The sequence below is a fragment of the Cryobacterium frigoriphilum genome (assembly GCF_004403305.1).
GTDB lineage: Bacteria > Actinomycetota > Actinomycetes > Actinomycetales > Microbacteriaceae > Cryobacterium > Cryobacterium frigoriphilum.
In genome coordinates this window covers 121,054-137,523 of record NZ_SOHE01000060.1, presented here as the reverse complement: position 1 = coordinate 137,523, position 16,470 = coordinate 121,054, and the positions used below count along the sequence as shown (strand labels likewise).

Sequence of the window (16,470 nt, the reverse complement as noted above, 5' to 3'; positions counted from 1 at the left end):
GTCACTCTCGCTCTGCACCAGCACCGCTTTGTCCCCCACAGAAAGGAACACCCCATGGGCTTTTTCGGATTTCTTCTTCTCGGCCTGATCGCAGGAGCCATTGCAAAGGCGATTCTGCCCGGCAAACAGGGCGGCGGCTGGTTCATCACGCTGCTGCTCGGCGTCGTTGGCGCGCTGCTCGGCGGCTTTCTCGGCGGTCTGCTCTTCAACGTCAACCTCAATGAGTTCTTCTCGATCTCGACGTGGTTGCTTGCCATCGCCGGATCACTGATCGTGCTGCTCATCTACGGCGCGGTCAGCCGACGCAAGACGGCCTGAGACGACCCGCATGGGTCCGCCCCGGAGTGACGCCCTGCGCGCGCTCCGGGGCTCTTCTCAGTAAGATCACGCACACCTTTCGGTCACCTCCCACTTTGGCTAAAATTATTCGCTAGGAAGCTCCTGCGAAGGCGCCGAGACGCGGCGCGCCAATTCGACAAAACAGCCAATCAACGAGTTCCAATCCAAATCAGCGGGAGAAACGAATAAGTACGTGTAGTCGAAAGACTCGCCAGCACGGGTCAACCGTGGACAACTACAGGAGGCACCAGCAATGCGCACTTCACCCAACCGTCTGATCGGCACCGTCTTCGGCGCCGTGTACGTGCTCGTCGGACTGCTCGGATTCGCCGTCACCGGCGGAGTCGGCTTCATCGCCACCGAGGGCGGACTGCTACTCGGAATCTTCGAGGTCAACCCGCTGCACAACGTCGCCCACCTGCTCATCGGTGCGGCCCTGCTGATTGCCGGACTCTCCAGCGCATCCGCTGCGAAGGCCGTCAATACCACCGTCGGAGCGGTTTACCTGCTCCTCGGACTCCTCGGTTTCTTCATCGCGGACTCGGCCCTGAACATCCTTGCCCTGAACACGGCGGACCACTTCCTGCACCTGGCCAGCGCCATCGTGCTGCTCGGAGTCGGCCTGACCGCAGACAAGAACGTGAACGCCAAAGCCAGCGTCTAATCGCCTGGCACTGCCCGCACCAACACGCACCGCAATCACCCGGGTCACGGCCCTCACCGCGTGACCCACGCACCACCCCACGTAATACCCCACGGAAATGGAGCGCTCATGAGCGCCGTCACTCGCCTCTGGCTCGCCTTCGCCGCACTCGGCGCCGGCCTGATCCACGTCGCGGTCGGAGCGAGCGCTCCATTTCCGCTGGCGGTTCTCCTGGTCGGGTTCGGCATCGCCGAGCTCGCCTGGGGCGTCGCAACCCTGTCTCTCGGGCGGCTACCGGCCCCGCGCGCCGTGACCGGCGCCGCCCTCATTCCCGTCTTCGTCTGGGGCGCCACCGCCGCCCTCGGATCGGGCCTCGGAGTCTCTGCGGAGGCGACCGGATTGCCGCTCTACTCGATGGCCGTAGCCTCACTGTTCAATCTGTTCCTCGCCGTGGTCATGGCGGTGCACCAGCGCCACCGCTCGGCCGAGGCCGCAGCCGCCGACGCGGGCGGGGCATCCGCTGTCAGCACCCGCAGCACTCCGGCTGCAGCGGGCGGCTGGCGCTTTCTCACCGCCCTCACGCTCGGTGGCGTGCTCTTCTCCGGACTGACCACCCCGGCCCTGGCGGCGACGGATGCCGGCCAACTCGCCGTGCCTCACGGCACCTCCCACAGCGGCCACTGACCCGCCACCCCTTCTGCGAGAGCCACCCCGTCCGCGAGAGCGGGTGGATCGTCGGTATGGGTGCCCCAGACCGACGATTCACCCGCTTTCGCGGAAGGGCAGCGTTCTACGCCGTCGGCAGCACCGTCATGAAGCGGATGACGTTCTCGTCGACGATGATGTCGCTCGGCCGCAGCGGCCGCGTCAGGTACAGACCCTCGAGACTGGTCAGCCGGCTCAACGCCACATAGGTCTGGCCGGGGCTGAAGACCCGGGTGCCGAGATCCACGATCGCGCGCTCGTAGGTGGCCCCCTGCGACTTGTGAATCGTGACCGCCCACGCGAGGCGCAGCGGAAACTGGGTGAATTCGGCCACCACATCGCGGCTGAGCTTCTTCGTGGCCGCGTTATAGGTGTACTTGTACTTCTCCCACACCGCCGGCTCGACCTCGTGCTCGTCCCCGTCGATATCGACGAACACCGTGTCCTTGACCTTGGTGACCGTTCCCACGCTGCCGTTCACCCAGCGCGGGCCCCCGTCGAGCGGCGAGTCGTTGCGCAGAAACATCACCTGGGCGCCGACCTTGAGCTCGAGTTCCGCGTCGGCCGGAAAGTTGCGTCCACCGAAATCGCCGGTGACCTCGGCCTTGGCCGTGAGGGACTTGCCGGACAGCCGTTTCAGCGCCGCCGCGTTAATACGATTCACCGAGTCGTTGCGGGTCGCGAGCGTGATCACGCCCTCGGTCGGTGGGGTGCGGGCGCCGGCGCCGTTGAGTGCCCCGCCGATCTCCGGCGTGACCTGACCGTGCCGCACGGCGTTGAGCATCACCTTGAAGTCATTGTCGCGCTGGCGGTGAATTTCGGTCAGCTCGAAAATACGCAGGTCGGCGCCCTGCCAGACCGTTGCGTCGAAGAACCACATCGACCGATAGTGATCGGCAAAATAGGCGCGCTCCTCGGGGCCGCCCGGCACCGGGGCCAGCTGGTACGGATCACCGAACAGCACGATCTGCACCCCGCCGAACGCCTCGTGCCGGCGCTGGCGGGCCTGCCGCAGGCTGCGATCGATCGCGTCCATGAGATCGGCGTTGACCATGGAGACCTCGTCGATCACGAGGGTGTCGATGGTGTTGAGCAGCTTGCGTACCTGATCGTTCTGCACGATCGGGCTGTCGGCGATGACCCCGATCGGCAGCCGGAACAGGGAGTGGATCGTCTGCCCGCCCACGTTGAGGGCGGCGACGCCGGTCGGAGCGGCGATCACGATCTGCTTGCTGGTGTTCCACGACAGGTGGTTCAGCAGCGTGGACTTGCCGGTGCCGGCCCGCCCGGTGACGAAAACGTTCTGTTTCGTGCCCTCGATGGCCGCGTAGACCTCGGCCTGCTCGCGCGACAGTGGAATCTCGGTCACAGGGGTACTTTCACTCGGACGGTGTGGGGGGCGATTTGGCTCGGCACGGATATCCCACTGTAGTCGCCCCCGTAAGCTGGTGGAGTGACCAACGGGGGCGGACCACCGCAAATGAGCGCTCTGCGCAGCACCAGTGCGCGCACGCTGCGCACCGTGATCGCGGTCTTCGTCATCGCCGTTCTGCTCGGCGGGGCGCTGCTGGCCGCCATCACCGCCCTGAACCGCGGCGTCTACAGCGCCGGCGGTTTCGTCGGCGGGTACCTCGACTCCCTCGCCCGCCACGACACCGAGGGGGCGCTCGCGCTTCCCGGCGTCGTGCCGAGCAACGACGACCTCGAAGCCGCCTCGCTGCCGCAGAATCTTCCGCGGACCCTGCTGCGCGCATCCGTTCTCGGGGACCTGACCGATCTCGAACAGATCAGCGACACCGAAACGTCACCGGGCCTGCACACGGTCGTCTACGATTTTCTTCTCGACGGTGAAGCCGCGACCATGCAGTTCACGGTGCAGAGCACGGGAACGTTCGCCGGAGTCTTCACCGCCTGGCGGTTCGCCACCAGCCCGCTCGCCGTGCTGCAGGTGACCGTGCTGCACGAACGGGCCTTCACGGTGAACGGTCTCGACCTCGATACCCGGGCGCACGCGGCGACGGATGCCCCGGACACCTTCTCGACGCAGGCCGCCTACCTGGCCTTCGCTCCGATGCGGTATTCCTTCGCGCACGACTCCACCATGCTCAGCTCCGAGCCCCTGAGCGTGCCGGTGGTCGCCTCGGGCGCCACCGACGTGACCATCAACGCGATGCCGACGGAGACCTTCACCGGCCAGGTGCAGGCGGAACTGAACAGTTTTCTCGACAAGTGCATCGTCGACCAGGTGCTGCAGCCCTCGAACTGCCCGTTCGGCATCACGATCAACGACCGGGTGCTGAGTGCGCCGGTCTGGTCGATCGCCCAGTACCCGTCGGTTCTGCTCGAGGCCGGCGAGTCCTCGTTCGAGATGGCCTCCACCACCGGTCTCGCGCACATCGTGGTCGACGTGCAGTCACTCTTCGATGGTGACAAGAGCACCCGCGACGAGGACGTGTCGTTCGTGATCGGTTTGAGCGTCACGATCCAGTCCGACGGTAACCTGGCAATCCAGCTGCGCTGACCCGCAGCCCGGCCTGCCCGACCTGCCCGACCTGCCCGGGCGTCTACTTCTGGTCGTGCGCCGCGAGCTTGGCGAAACGCTCGTTGTAGGCGATCAGCTCGGCGTCTTCGGTGCGGTCCGCGTTGCGGTCGAGCCGCTTGGTCACCTTCTCGTCGTTGCGGCTCCACTGAATCGCGACCACGATCGCGAGGGCGATCGTCGGCAGTTCTCCGACGCCCCAGGCGATACCGCCACCGAACTGCTGGTCACCGATCGCGCTGAGCCCCCAGGTGCGGCCCATCGCCCCGTACCAGTCAGCCAGCAGCAGTCCGGTGCCCATCATCAGGGTGAGGCCGAAGAAGGCGTGGAACACCATCGTGCCGATGAGCAGCAGCAGGCGGAACGGGTAGGACAGCCGGTACGGAACCGGGTCGATGCCGATGAGTGACTGCACGAACAGGTACCCGGTGATGAGAAAGTGCACGATCATCCACATGTGACCGAGGTGATCTGTGGTCGCCCAGCTGAAGATCGAGGAGTAGTAGAACACGTAGAGCGATCCGGCGAACAGTCCGGCGGCCACCAGCGGGTTGGCGATGATGCCGGCGTAACGGGAGTGCACGGCCAGCAGGATCCACTCGCGGGCACCGCGGCTGCCGTCCTGACGCTTGGCGATGGCGCGAGCGGCGAGGGTCACCGGGGCGCCCGGAACGAGCAAGAGCGGCACGAGCATGGTGAGCATCATGTGGGCGAGCATGTGGGTCGAGAACAGGTACTTTTCATACACGTTCACGCCGCCGTTGGTGATGTAGAACAGTGCGACCAGGCCGGCAACCCAGAGGATGGTGCGGTGCAGCGGCCACCGGTCGCCGCGGCGATGCAGCCGCCAGACGCCGGCCAGGTAGAAGAATATGCCGAAGGCGCAGAACAGCGCCCAGGCGATGTCAAAGTTCCACTCGGTGAAGTAGCGGGCGAAGGTCAGCTCGGGCGGAAGCACCTGGCCAGTGAGCACCTGGGCCGGCGTCGACGTGAGCTGCTCGGTCGTGACGATCTGGGCGACCGGGGTGGCGGTACGGGCCAGCGCGGCCGCGACACCGCTCGCGAGGCCCATGAAGCCGAGCTCGGCCACAACGAGCCACCAGAAGTACCGCCCCGGGGCTGCGGCGTCCGGGCGGGCGGCGGCGATTTTACGCAGGAAGAACCGGCGCTGCAGCACCCCGAAGCCGCCGAGCACGATGAGAGCGGCCACCTTCACGAGCACCAACAGGCCGTAGGGCGTCAGCAGGTTGTCGAGGGAGCCGACCCGCAGTTCGGCGCTGACGTAGCCGGAGGCCGCCACGACGATGAAGCTCACGAGGGCCAGGGTCGAGTAGCGACCGAGCACGCTGCGCAGGCGGTCGGAACCCAGCTGACGGTGCAGCACGACGATGGTCAGCAGCCCGCCCAGCCAGACGGCCGCAAAGACGAGGTGCAGCCCGAGGGCGGTGATGGCGGCGTCATGGCCCTCAGCGCCGGCCGAGTGTCCCTGCTGCGCCATGGGCAGCAGCGCGGTGAGCGCGAGCAGCGTGACAAAGATGAGCGCGGTCTGGTTGCGCACCGCGAAGCACAGCACGGTCACGCCGGCGGCGATCAGGGTGGTGGCCAGCCAGGCCTGGCCGATCTCGATCTGACCGAAGAACTGACCGGCGGTGGCACTGAACCGATCGTCAAAACTGATCGACACGTTGGTCACGAGCAGGAACGTCAGGAAGCCGGTCACGGCGGATGCCACGGCAAAGACCGCTGCGGATCCGGCGGCGAAGTCGAGGGCCGTGTTGAACTCGCGTTCCTTCGGGCTCAGCGCAAAGAGCGCCAGCACGAGGGCGCCGATCGTGCCGGCCGCGCTGATGTTGACGAGCAGCTTGGCAAGCGGCAGGCCGTAGCGAACGACCGGACCGGGATCGGCCAGCAGCTGGGCTGCGGCTCCTCCGCCGTAGGCGAGGGCGGCAAGGGTCGAGAGCAGAGCGACCAGCAGCAGGGCTGCCGGTGCGAGAAGGCGAACGAGGCGAGGCACGCCTCAATCTTAACGGTCGGCACCTGCGCACCCGCCCGGCCGACGGGCAGCATCCGCTCGGGCGCGAAAAAGGGCGCCGACCGCGGTCGACGCCCTTTCAGGTAGAAAAGACTACTTTGCGGCAGCCTTCAGCTTGCTTCCGGCGGTCAGCTTGACGCGGTGGCCGGCAGCGATGGCGATTTCTTCGCCGGTCTGCGGGTTGCGGCCGGTGCGAGCGGCGGTGGCGGTGCGCTCAACGCCCAACCAACCCGGGATGGTGACCTTGCCGTCAGCGGCAACGGTCTCGGCCAGGGTTGCGAAGAATGCGTTCAGCACGCCGTCAACGGTGGCCTGGCTCTGTCCGGAGTCAGCGGCAACCTTGGCAACGAGCTCGGTCTTGTTCAGCGACTTGTCAGCCATTGAGTGTCCTCCTCGGACCTTCGTCTGTATTAACAGAAAAGTATTCATGAAGCGGGCGCGCCCGCTACGGGCGCTCCGTTGGTCGGTTCGACCGCGTTGAATCTAACAGACATCCGCGGGATTCCGCGGATTTCCGCCCTTTTTGGGCACTTTTCACGGGGGATTCGCCCTCATTTTCGCTGTGCGCGAAAACCGTGCAGGGCATCCGGCTTTAAAACACGGATGGGATGTCGACCGAAGTCGACATCCCATCCGACCGTCTAGACGGTGGGCAGCAGGGTGTTACCAGCTGGACTTGGTGATGCCGGGCAGCTCTCCGCGGTGCGCCATGTCGCGAAAACGAACGCGCGAGATGCCGAACTTGGAGAGGTGTCCACGGGGACGACCGTCAACGGCGTCACGGTTGCGCAGGCGCACCGGGCTCGCGTTGCGCGGAAGCTTCTGCAGGCCCTTGCGAGCCTCTTCGCGGGACTCGTCGGTGCCGGCCGGGTCAACGAGGGCCTTCTTGAGCTCAAGGCGCTTCGCGGCGTAGCGCTCGACGATAACCTTGCGCTGGTTGTTCTTGGCAATCATGCTCTTCTTCGCCATTTTTAGCGCTCCTCACGGAAGTCAACGTGCTTGCGCACTACGGGGTCGTACTTCTTGAGTACCAGACGGTCGGGGTTGTTCCGGCGGTTCTTCTTGGTTACGTAGGTGTAACCGGTTCCAGCCGTGGAACGCAGCTTGATGATCGGACGTACGTCATGAGCCTTAGCCATTAGATCTTCACCCCACGGGCGAGAACGTCCTTGACGACGCTCTCGATACCACGAGCATCAATTACCTTGATGCCCTTTGCGGACAGGGTCAGTGTGACCTTGCGACGAAGCGACGGCACGTAGTACGTCTTCTTCTGAACGTTCGGGTCGAAGCGACGCTTGGTGCGTCGGTGCGAGTGCGAAATGTTGTGCCCGAAGCCGGGAACGGCTCCAGTCACCTGGCATACAGATGCCATGGTTTTCCTCCATTACCGAAGGGCGAGTGCCCTTCCCAAGATTTCTTGTCGGCGCGCGATCCGCGAGGGACGACGTGCAATGCACGCACACAGGCGTAGCAGCGTCCCACACTACAGGGCGCGGCCCCCGCCCGCAAATCCGCCGCGTCAGGGACGATCGCTGCCGTGAGCCGCAAGGCCAGGACTCGCGGCCTCGAGGGGCCCGGGTACCGTTTTCAGAATCGGTTGCGGGCGACCAAACAGGTAGCCCTGCACCAGGCGGCATCCGCTCGCGCGCAGCACGGCCAGCTGTTCGACGGTCTCCACGCCCTCGGCGATCACTTCCACCTGGAGCGTGGCGGCGAGCGCGAGAATGCCCTGCACCATGGTCGTGGATTGCTTCTGCGGAAGGTTCATGGTGAAGCTTCGATCGATCTTGATCTGGTCGACCGGCAGCGTGTTCAGCCAGGTGAGCGTCGAGAATCCGGTACCGAAGTCATCGAGCGAGATGCGCACCCCGAGCTGTCGCAGCGCAGTCAGCCGCTCCACGACCCCGGGCAGGTCGATGAGAGCCCTGCTCTCGACGATCTCGAGAACCAATCGCTCGGGAAGCAGGTCATTGAGCTTGAGCGCGGCTCGGACGGTCGTGAAGAGCCTGTCGTCCACGAGCGTTGATGCATCGAGGTTGACCGCAACGGTGAGGGGCGAATCGCCGGGCTGGGGCCACGCGGCGGCGGCAGCGCAGGCGGCCCCCACGACCCACAGGTCGAGGTTGGCGATCTCGCCAATCTCCTGAGCAAGCGGCAGAAAGGCTGCCGGCACCAACACTCCGAGCCTCGGATGATTCCAGCGGATGAGTACCTCCGCACCCACCACCCGGTCGCCGTGCGGGGTGGAGACATCGACAACCGGTTGGAAGAAGAGCCGCATCTGGCCCGCCTGCAAGGCCGAGGACAGCTCGGCAGCCAGTGAATCGCGCAGGTCATGGCTCGTCAGACGCCCGGAAACGGCGACCTGATTTCGGCCCGTTCTCTTGGCCGAATACATTGCGCGATCCGCCGCGTCGAGCAGAATCTCACCCAACCCGCCCCGACCCACATGCACGGACACTCCCACGCTGGCCGAGATCCGCAGGTCACGGCCTTCCACCCTGAACGCACGGTTCAGACTCTCCACGAGTCGGTTCGCCATGTCGATGGCCTCCTGCTCGCCGGAAACCTCGCTGAAGACGACGGCAAACTCGTCCCCACCCAGACGGCCGACGGTATCCGTGTGCCTGATCGCGCCGCGCAGCCGGGCCGCAACCTGGCGCAGCAGTTCATCGCCGGAGCCGTGCCCCAGTCGATCGTTGACCCCCTTGAAATCGTCGAGGTCGCAGAACACGACCGCGGTCATCGTGGCAGCGTCACAGGCTGACAGCGCGGCGTCGAGCTTCTGAGCGAACATGAGCCGGTTGGGCAGACCGGTCAGGGCGTCATGCAGCGACTGATGCCGCACCGTGGCGAGCAGCCGGGCCTTCTGCATGGCCGTGGCGGCCTGATGGCTCGCGCCCTCCAGCCGCGCTGCGGCCTCCGCGAGCGTCTCGGCCGTGACCGCAGCGCCCCAGGTGACCGTGGCCACGCCCATGAAGACGTCGCCCGCGAGCAGTGGCACGCCCATGAGCGTGTGCGAACTCGTGGCGAGAAGGAGTTGGGAGAGGGCCGGGCTGGCACCCTGGGCCGTGACAACGACCCGTTCCCGTCTGGTGAGCAGTCCCATCAGCTCCGGGGTCTGGGCCACGGGCACGCTCGATTGCAGGTACGGTTCTCGTTCCGCAGGATCCAGCCCGGAGGCCGCGATCGGACGCAGCTCGCCCCGTTCGGCATCCCAGAGCAGCACGGATGCCGCCTGAGAACCGACAATGGTGGGCAAAGCCTCCGCGACGATACCGCCGATGACATCGATGCTGTCGCTGCCCGCGAGTTCCTGCGCGAGTGCGAGCAGCGCGGCCGCTCGCGCCCCTTCCCGTCGGGATTCCTCCAGTGCCGTCACCAGGTCGAGGGCGGCGGCCGCGTGGCCGGCGTAGGCCTCGAGCAGCAGCCGATCGCCGGTCATGGCCGCGTGCCCCTGCTCGAACACCGCAGCCAGGTATCCGTGCAACTTGCGGGACGACACGACTTCCACCACCAACGCGCGCGCGCCGAGATCATCGTGGCCCAGCAACCGTTCGGCCAGCCGGGCGGCACGTTCGCTGCTGAGCCCGCGATCGCGCACCACCGGCGGCCGGCCGTCGTCGGACCTCAGAACGAGCAGGTAGCCGGGCGCGATCACGGCCGAGGCCGCGTGATCGACGATGCGCGCCAGAACCTCGTCGACGTTATCGCTGCTCACCAGATCGGCGGCAGCGATCTGCACGTCACGCACCTTGTCGCGCAGCACCGACAGCGAATCGTCAACGATTCGACTCCGCTTGCGCCGCAGCCACCAGTTCGGTCGACTGGACCAGGTGAGCAGAAATTCGCAGGCTGGAGCGCCGTCGGACTGGCACGTCGGGTGGGAGATCCGAGCCGGCGCAAGGCCGAAGAAGACCGGCACGGCCGAGAACAGGCCCTGGGCATACTGGCAGTCCAGCCGTGAGGGGAGGTAACCGTCGTGCAGGCGAAACCGCAGCGTCGCCGTGTTCTTGGTCACCTGAACGTTGTCAATGGTGGACGTCGTGGTGAACTTCGGCACCATTCGGGGTAGCTGGCGATAGATCGCTCCGGGCGAGACCAGCATGCTCAGCAACTGCACGAGCACCAGCGGCACGCCCCCGACGACCGCACTGGCACCCACCGCGAACATGGTGCCCGAGTCATCGAGAACGATCGTCGCGGCCTCAAACAAGCGGATCTTGGACTTGTAGCTCACCCACGACGACGAGTCCTGCAGGGCCTTCGCGTCTTGTTTGACTCCGGCACGATCGAGAACCTCGAGCACGGCCGCATCCCCGCCCTGCGACCGAACATAGCGCAGCAGCAGCGTTATCGTTGCACTCGACGTCTCGCGCCGCTCAGTATCCATGGTTGCCCACCCGCACTCACCGTTCAGTTGCCGTGCACTGCACGCCTGCACCGAACGGACCAATGGTGACACAGAATAGGCGCGCCCCGTTCGGGTGGCGAATCAGACCGCGATTCAGACCGCGGATGCGGCGGCCGCCGCCGTGCAGGCGGCGCACAGCCCGAAGACGTCGACAACGTGCGCGGCATCGGTGAAGCCATTCTGGGAGGCGACGTTCTTCGCCCAGGTCTCCACGGCATCCGCTTCGATTTCGACGGTGAGCCCGCAATTGCGGCAGATGAGATGGTGGTGATGCTCGTTGGTACTGCAGGCCCGGTAGAGGCTTTCGCCGTCGGGCGACTGCAGGGAGTCGGCGTCGCCGCCGACGGCGAGGTCGGCGAGAGCGCGATAGACCGTGGCGAGGCCGATGGGGGAGCCGCTCGCGTGCAGCGCCGAGTGCAGGCCCTGGGCGCTGACGAAGCCGCCGCTCGCGTCGAGCGCGCCGCGCACTGCTTCGCGCTGCCAGGTATTTCGCTTCATAGCTTTAACCGTAGCCACATTCGTTCGAGCGAGCGAACGAGCAGGGCCACCACAAAGAGGGCCGCGGCGCAGAGGGCGATCGCAGGGCCGGCCGCCACGTCGAGACTGCGAGAGAACAGCACTCCGGCAACCCCGGAGACGGCCCCGAGTACCGGCGCCACGATGAAGATGTGGCTCGCGGTGCGGGTCACGAGGCGGGCCGCGGCGGCCGGCGCCGCGATCAGGGCGATGGCGAGGATCGCACCGACGGCGGGCATGGCCGTCACGACGGTCGCGGTGATCAGCACGAGCGTCAGCACCTCGATCGGCCATTCCCGGTAGCCGGCGGCCCGGTAGCCGTTGACGTCGAAGGTCGAGAACAGAATCTGCTTGCCGAAGACCGCGAGCACGAGCACGGCGGCGCCGAGCACAGAGACCGCGAGCACGAGGTCGCCGCTCGTGACGGTGAGGATCGATCCGACCAGGTAGGAGTCGACGTGCACCGGCAGCGACGGGTTCAGCGACTGCACCGTCACGCCGAGCGCGAACCCCGCGGTCAGCAGAATACCCGACGCAACCTGGCTGCCCTGGCGTTTCACCCGGCCGATCAGGGTCATGATGCCCACGATCGCGACGCTCGCGATCGCCGCGCCGAGAGGGATGCTCCAGCCGAGCATCGCCGCGCCGACGGCGCCCGGGAAGGTCGCGTGAGTGAGGGCCTGGGCGAAGAAGGTGCGGCGGCGCAGCACCACGAGGGTGCCGANCCCGGGAAGGTCGCGTGAGTGAGGGCCTGGGCGAAGAAGGTGCGGCGGCGCAGCACCACGAGGGTGCCGACGAGTCCGCTGAGGGCGCCGATCGTCACGGCGGCAAGCAGCGCCTGTGCAAAATAGCCCATCAGTGTCGCACTCCGCTGTTGGCGGAGTTACGCGGGACCTGCGCCGCTGCGCGGGTGGCACGCCTACCGCGCAGCGGCGCAGGTCCCGCGCGACGCGCGACGGCGGTCCCTGCGACGGTGCCGCCGCGAACGCGATCGACCGCGAGTCGCACGAGGAAGGCGACCGCGTATCCGGCCACGAGCACGAGCACGACGGTCGCGCCGCTCGGCAGGTCGATGCCGTTGTTGACGGATGCCTCGTACCCGAGCGCGAGCCCGAACCAGGCGCAGAGCCCGGCGAAGCCGGCCGCGAGGGGGAAGAGCCACCAGACCCGCTGGGTCACGAGCCGGGCGAAGGCGCCCGGCACAATCAGCACGGCAAGCACGAGCAGGTTGCCGACCGCGTTGCTCGCCGCCACCACGACGAGGGCGATCGCGACGTTGAGCAGCATGTCGAGAACGAGCGGGCGAAAGCCCGCCGCGGCGCTGTACGTGCGGTCGAAGGCACGAAAGACCTGCTCCTTGAGCGTGAGCCCGACGAGCAGCAGCGCGACTCCGCAGATGACGATGGTCTGCACGACCTCGGTCGGGCTCACGGTGAGCAACCTGCCGAACAGCAGCTGCTCGAGCTGCCCGACATAGTTGGTTTCCCGTGAAACCACGATGACGCCCACGCTGAACATGGCCGTGAAGACGATGGCGATGGCGGCATCCGTTGTCACCGCGCGGCGCACGATCAGGGTGAGCACCACGGCGGCGAGCAGCGCGGCAATCATGGCACCGAGAAACAGGCCGTCGCGGCCGCCCCAGACGAAACCGATCGCGATGCCCGGAAAGACGGCGTGCGTGAGGCCGTCGCTGATGAATTCGAGCCCGCGCAGGTTGACGAGCACGCCGACGAGGCCGGCGACGAGGCTGAGCACCACGAGCACAACGAGCGCCCGGGACATGAAGGGCAGCGCGAACGCGTCGAAGAGGGGGCTGAAAACATCCATGGAAATCGGCCGAACCTAGTGGCCGCCGTGGCCGGGCACGACAACCGTGTGCTCGTCCATCTCGATGCCCACATTGTGGAACGCGCGCTGCACGTTGTCGAGGGTGAGCACCTGCTCGAGCGGGCCGAAGGCTACCTGTTCACCGTTGAGCAGCAGCACGCAGTCGCAGACGGCGCGGGCGAGTTCAATGTCGTGGGTCGAGACGAGCACCGCGACGCCGTCGTGCTTGAGTCTCTTGACGGTTTCGATGAGTGCGTCGCGGTTCTGCTGGTCGAGGCCGTTGAACGGTTCGTCGAGCAGCAGCAGGCGCGGGTTCGACGCGATTGCTCTGGCCAGCAGGCCGCGCTGCTGTTGGCCGCCGGAGAGTTCGCCGAAACGTGTTTTCGCGCGGTGGCTGAGGCCCACGACCTCGAGGGCCTCGGCGACGGATGCCCGATCGCGCCTGCCGGGAAGGCGCAGCCAGCCGAGCGCCCGGTAGCGGCCCATCATGACGACCTGCTCGAGGGTGATGGGAAACTGCGGGTCGAGTTCGTCGGTCTGCGGCACGTAGCCGACGGTGCCGGCCGGAGCCGGAGAGGCACCGAGAACCTCGACCGTGCCCGCTGTGCGGGCGATCAGGCCCAGGATGCCCTTCAGCAGGGTGGACTTGCCGGAGCCGTTCGGCCCGATCATCGCAACGGCGGTTCCGGCGGCAACCTCGAAGTTGATGTCGGCCAGGGCCGGCGCGGCGCCGTACGCGAAAGACGCCCCCGCCACCCGCAGTGCGGGGGCGTGGGCGGAGTCGACGGTGGTCTCGCCGTCGGCGTCGGTCTCTCGGGGCGCAGTCGTTGACTGCTGAGAAGGATTCTCGTTCACTCGTTAACTATTACCTATTTTTCGAGGTCGGCGGGGACATCCGTCGGTGTGACGCCCCAGGATTCGAGGATCAACGTCGTGTTGTGCAGCTGAGCCTTGAGGTAGGTGTCGCCGGCGCTGTCCTGGGGGCCGAGCGAGTCAACGTAGAGGGCGTCATCTCCGGAGTAGACCGTGACGCCCGCCTCGGACGCGATCGTGTCGGCGGTCTTGGGGTTGAGCGAGGCCTCGGAGAAGACCGCCTGCACGCCGGTCGCGCTGATCGCCGCGACGAGTTCGTCGATGGCGGCTGCACTGGGCTCGGCGTTGTCATCGAAGCTCGGAATCACGGCGCCAACGTAGGTGATGCCGTAGGCGGCGGTGTAGTAACCGAGCGCGTCATGGTTGCTCACGAGCAGGCGTTCCTCGGCAGGAACGGTCTCGACGTTGGTCCGAATCCAGCTGTCGAGCTCGGTCAGCTGAGCGCTGTAGGCGGCCGCGTTGGCGGTGATGTCGGCAGCGGCGTCGGGGCTCGCGTCTTCGAGGCCGGTCGCGATGGTGCCGACCATGGTCAGGGCGTTGCTGACATCGGTCCAGATGTGCGGGTCTCCGCCGTCATGAGCGTGCTCGTCGTCCTCGGACTCCGCGGCTTCGGCCGCTTCTTCGGCGGCGTGTTCTTCCTCGGTTTCGTCGGCGTGCTCGGCGTGCTCGGCTTCGGTCTCACCGGCGTGGTCGTCGACCTCGCTCTCGATGATGTCGATGCCCTCGTCAGAGTCGATCGTGACGCCGTCGAATCCGGACGCGTCGATGGCGTCATCGAGCCATTCCTCGAGGTCGACACCGTTGATCACGAGCACGTCGGCTGCGCCGAGGGCCGTGAGATCAGCGGCGGACGGGTCGTAGCTGTGCAGGCTCTGGTTGGGCTGCACGAGCTGCGTGATCGACACGCCCTCGGCGTCGCCGACGACGCTGCGGGTGAAGTCCGCAATCTGGGTGGTCGTGGCGACGACGCGCAGATCACCCTCGGTGCCCGTGTTGCTCGTGGGAGTCGAGGCGCAGCCAGAGAGGGCCAGGGCCGCCCCGGCGAGCAGGGCGGGGGCAGCGAAGTATCGTTTGTGCATGTCCCGAGGCTAACCCTGATGATAATGATTGTCAAAACCAACAGGGCGCCTTCGGGGGTCATCGGTTCGGTTACTCGAGCAGCAGCGCGGGTTCCTCGATGATGCTCGCAACGTCGGCCAGAAAACGGCTCGCCACGTCGCCATCGACGACGCGGTGGTCGAAGCTCGCGCCGATCGTGGTCACGAACCGGGCCCGCACTTCGCCGTCCACAACCCACGGCTTCTGCTTGATCGTGCCGAGCGCCACGATGCCGGCCTCACCCGAGTTGAGAATGGGCGTTCCGGTGTCCATGCCGAACACGCCGATGTTGGTGATCGTGATCGTGCCGTTCGACATCTCGGCGGGGCTGGTCTTGCCGTCGCGGGCGGTCTGGGTGAGGTTTTCGAGGGCGCCGGCCAGTTCGAGCAGGCTCATGTCCTGCGCTTCCTTGATGTTGGGAACGATGAGCCCGCGCGGCGTCGCGGCCGCAATCCCGAGGTTCACGTAGTGCCGCACGATGATTTCCTCGTCGGTGAACGTGGAGTTCACGGTGGGGTTGCGGCGCACGGCCCAGATCATGGCCTTGGCCATGATGAGCAGCGGCGAGACGCGAATGCCGGCGAAGTCGGTCGAGGCCTTCAGCCGCTTCACGAACTCCATCGTGCGGGTCGCGTCGACGTCGACGAACAGGCTCACGTGCGGCGCGGTGAACGCGCTCTTCACCATCGCCTGGGCGATGACCTTGCGCACACCCTTGACGGGGATGTGTTCTTCGCGGTCAGAGGGCCATTCCGGGGTCTGGATGTTGCGGAACACGCTGGCCTGGGTGGCGCCGCGCAGCACGTCTTCGCGGGTCACGTCACCGATCGGGCCGGTCGGCTCGACGAAGGCAAGGTCGACTCCGAGATCCTTGGCGAGCTTACGGATCGGCGGCTTGGCGAGCACCGGGCCGACGGATGCCGTGCGCGGCATATGCTCCGTCGGCGCCGGTCCCACGCGTGCTGCGGGAGCGGGAGCCAGCGACTCGTGGGCGACCGGCGGCCCGGTGTGGCGGCGCCGACGGGTCGGCATGGTCGCGGCCGTGCCCCGGCCGACGAGCACGGGCTCGGGCTTCTCCTCGGCTTGCGCGAGCTCCGCTGCCTCGGCGGAGATGCTGGCGCTCACATCGTTCGCGGCCGCAACGAGTTCGGGGTCGACCGGGGCGACGGTACCGGCTGCGGCTGGCGCGGCTGCCGCCGGGGCGCTGCCCGCGGCATCCGCCCCCGAGTGGATCGTGATGATCAGGGTGCCCACGTCAATCGTCGTGCCGGCCGGCACGAAGATCTCGCCGACCACACCGACGAACGGCGAGGGCAGCTCCACGAGTGACTTGGCCGTCTCGATCTCGACCAACACCTGGTTGATGGCCACGGTGTCGCCGGGGGCGACCTTCCACTCGACGATTTCGGCCTCGGTGAGGCCTTCACCGACGTCGGGAAGAGTGAATTTCGACACGCTCATGGGGTGCCTTCCTGAAA

At 66.6% G+C, this 16,470-nt stretch carries 17 protein-coding genes and 1 pseudogene; 4 read left to right on the top strand and 14 right to left on the bottom strand.

Features of this window, described 5'->3' with window-relative positions:
• The first annotated feature begins 54 nt into the window (after positions 1 to 54).
• The 3 genes from E3T55_RS14775 (at position 55) to E3T55_RS14765 (ending at position 1,666) form a co-directional block, all read left to right on the top strand.
• The gene (locus E3T55_RS14775; protein ID WP_134520316.1) at positions 55 to 318 is read left to right on the top strand and encodes a GlsB/YeaQ/YmgE family stress response membrane protein; all 264 of its coding nucleotides are present in this window, start codon (positions 55 to 57) and stop codon (positions 316 to 318) included.
• Between the two features lie 274 nt (positions 319 to 592).
• Complete coding sequence (locus E3T55_RS14770) at positions 593 to 1,003, top strand: DUF4383 domain-containing protein (protein WP_134520315.1); 411 nt, start codon at positions 593 to 595, stop codon at positions 1,001 to 1,003.
• Positions 1,004 to 1,111: 108 nt separating this feature from the next.
• Positions 1,112 to 1,666, top strand: coding sequence for a hypothetical protein (locus tag E3T55_RS14765; protein WP_134520314.1), 555 nt, complete (start codon positions 1,112 to 1,114; stop codon positions 1,664 to 1,666).
• Between the two features lie 106 nt (positions 1,667 to 1,772).
• On the opposite strand, the gene E3T55_RS14760 is transcribed toward E3T55_RS14765, so the two are convergent.
• Positions 1,773 to 3,056 (bottom strand): ATP-dependent DNA helicase, encoded by a 1,284-nt coding sequence (locus E3T55_RS14760; RefSeq protein ID WP_134520313.1) that lies wholly within the window; start codon positions 3,054 to 3,056, stop codon positions 1,773 to 1,775.
• Between the two features lie 111 nt (positions 3,057 to 3,167).
• Between E3T55_RS14760 and E3T55_RS14755 the strand changes: the two genes are divergently transcribed.
• Positions 3,168 to 4,208, top strand: coding sequence for a hypothetical protein (locus E3T55_RS14755; RefSeq protein ID WP_134520312.1), 1,041 nt, complete (start codon positions 3,168 to 3,170; stop codon positions 4,206 to 4,208).
• 43 nt (positions 4,209 to 4,251) lie between these two features.
• Here E3T55_RS14755 and E3T55_RS14750 read toward each other — a convergent pair whose 3' ends face one another.
• From E3T55_RS14750 to E3T55_RS14690, 13 genes and pseudogenes are all read right to left on the bottom strand, one after another.
• Positions 4,252 to 6,240 (bottom strand): bifunctional copper resistance protein CopD/cytochrome c oxidase assembly protein, encoded by a 1,989-nt coding sequence (locus E3T55_RS14750; protein ID WP_134520311.1) that lies wholly within the window; start codon positions 6,238 to 6,240, stop codon positions 4,252 to 4,254.
• 111 nt (positions 6,241 to 6,351) lie between these two features.
• Positions 6,352 to 6,639, bottom strand: coding sequence for an HU family DNA-binding protein (locus E3T55_RS14745; RefSeq protein WP_119975824.1), 288 nt, complete (start codon positions 6,637 to 6,639; stop codon positions 6,352 to 6,354).
• Between the two features lie 282 nt (positions 6,640 to 6,921).
• A complete protein-coding gene (gene rpsN, locus E3T55_RS14740; RefSeq protein ID WP_035835254.1) occupies positions 6,922 to 7,227 on the bottom strand; it encodes a 30S ribosomal protein S14 in 306 nt (101 codons plus the stop codon).
• Between the two features lie 2 nt (positions 7,228 to 7,229).
• Positions 7,230 to 7,397 carry a 50S ribosomal protein L33 gene (gene rpmG, locus E3T55_RS14735; protein WP_022885354.1) on the bottom strand — a complete coding sequence of 56 codons (168 nt, stop codon included), beginning with the start codon at positions 7,395 to 7,397 and terminating at the stop codon, positions 7,230 to 7,232.
• Complete coding sequence (gene rpmB, locus E3T55_RS14730) at positions 7,397 to 7,633, bottom strand: 50S ribosomal protein L28 (protein WP_035835252.1); 237 nt, start codon at positions 7,631 to 7,633, stop codon at positions 7,397 to 7,399. The genes rpmG and rpmB overlap by 1 nt, the downstream gene beginning before the upstream one ends.
• Before the next feature lie 147 nt (positions 7,634 to 7,780).
• Positions 7,781 to 10,654 (bottom strand): putative bifunctional diguanylate cyclase/phosphodiesterase, encoded by a 2,874-nt coding sequence (locus tag E3T55_RS14725; RefSeq protein ID WP_134520310.1) that lies wholly within the window; start codon positions 10,652 to 10,654, stop codon positions 7,781 to 7,783.
• 114 nt (positions 10,655 to 10,768) lie between these two features.
• On the bottom strand, positions 10,769 to 11,173 hold the full coding sequence (locus E3T55_RS14720) for a Fur family transcriptional regulator (protein WP_134520309.1): 405 nt from the start codon (positions 11,171 to 11,173) through the stop codon (positions 10,769 to 10,771).
• Entirely contained in the window at positions 11,170 to 11,904 is a 735-nt protein-coding gene (locus tag E3T55_RS14715; RefSeq protein WP_255455397.1) for a metal ABC transporter permease, read from the bottom strand. The genes E3T55_RS14720 and E3T55_RS14715 overlap by 4 nt, the downstream gene beginning before the upstream one ends.
• An 80-nt stretch (positions 11,905 to 11,984) precedes the next feature.
• Positions 11,985 to 12,047: pseudogene (locus E3T55_RS21225) on the bottom strand (hypothetical protein); the annotation flags it as partial.
• Positions 12,047 to 13,021, bottom strand: coding sequence for a metal ABC transporter permease (locus E3T55_RS14705; protein WP_134520306.1), 975 nt, complete (start codon positions 13,019 to 13,021; stop codon positions 12,047 to 12,049). The pseudogene E3T55_RS21225 and the gene E3T55_RS14705, both read right to left, overlap by 1 nt.
• A 15-nt stretch (positions 13,022 to 13,036) precedes the next feature.
• Positions 13,037 to 13,876: a metal ABC transporter ATP-binding protein gene (locus E3T55_RS14700; protein WP_134520305.1), complete on the bottom strand. Its 840-nt coding sequence runs from the start codon at positions 13,874 to 13,876 to the stop codon at positions 13,037 to 13,039.
• A gap of 14 nt (positions 13,877 to 13,890) precedes the next feature.
• Positions 13,891 to 14,973, bottom strand: coding sequence for a metal ABC transporter substrate-binding protein (locus E3T55_RS14695; RefSeq protein ID WP_134520304.1), 1,083 nt, complete (start codon positions 14,971 to 14,973; stop codon positions 13,891 to 13,893).
• 70 nt (positions 14,974 to 15,043) lie between these two features.
• Positions 15,044 to 16,453 carry a dihydrolipoamide acetyltransferase family protein gene (locus tag E3T55_RS14690; RefSeq protein ID WP_134520303.1) on the bottom strand — a complete coding sequence of 470 codons (1,410 nt, stop codon included), beginning with the start codon at positions 16,451 to 16,453 and terminating at the stop codon, positions 15,044 to 15,046.
• Positions 16,454 to 16,470 lie beyond the last annotated feature (17 nt).

Bases quoted from the DNA above. Each gene is read 5' to 3' on its own strand.
- E3T55_RS14775 (WP_134520316.1), top strand. From the start codon at position 55: ATGGGCTTTTTCGGATTTCTTCTTCTCGGCCTGATCGCAGGAGCCATT.
- E3T55_RS14770 (WP_134520315.1), top strand. From the start codon at position 593: ATGCGCACTTCACCCAACCGTCTGATCGGCACCGTCTTCGGCGCCGTG.
- E3T55_RS14765 (WP_134520314.1), top strand. From the start codon at position 1,112: ATGAGCGCCGTCACTCGCCTCTGGCTCGCCTTCGCCGCACTCGGCGCC.
- E3T55_RS14755 (WP_134520312.1), top strand. From the start codon at position 3,168: ATGAGCGCTCTGCGCAGCACCAGTGCGCGCACGCTGCGCACCGTGATC.
- E3T55_RS14745 (WP_119975824.1), bottom strand. From the start codon at position 6,639: ATGGCTGACAAGTCGCTGAACAAGACCGAGCTCGTTGCCAAGGTTGCC.
- rpsN (WP_035835254.1), bottom strand. From the start codon at position 7,227: ATGGCGAAGAAGAGCATGATTGCCAAGAACAACCAGCGCAAGGTTATC.
- rpmG (WP_022885354.1), bottom strand. From the start codon at position 7,397: ATGGCTAAGGCTCATGACGTACGTCCGATCATCAAGCTGCGTTCCACG.
- rpmB (WP_035835252.1), bottom strand. From the start codon at position 7,633: ATGGCATCTGTATGCCAGGTGACTGGAGCCGTTCCCGGCTTCGGGCAC.
- E3T55_RS14725 (WP_134520310.1), bottom strand. From the start codon at position 10,654: ATGGATACTGAGCGGCGCGAGACGTCGAGTGCAACGATAACGCTGCTG.
- E3T55_RS14720 (WP_134520309.1), bottom strand. From the start codon at position 11,173: ATGAAGCGAAATACCTGGCAGCGCGAAGCAGTGCGCGGCGCGCTCGAC.
- E3T55_RS14705 (WP_134520306.1), bottom strand. From the start codon at position 13,021: ATGGATGTTTTCAGCCCCCTCTTCGACGCGTTCGCGCTGCCCTTCATG.
- E3T55_RS14695 (WP_134520304.1), bottom strand. From the start codon at position 14,973: ATGCACAAACGATACTTCGCTGCCCCCGCCCTGCTCGCCGGGGCGGCC.
- E3T55_RS14690 (WP_134520303.1), bottom strand. From the start codon at position 16,453: ATGAGCGTGTCGAAATTCACTCTTCCCGACGTCGGTGAAGGCCTCACC.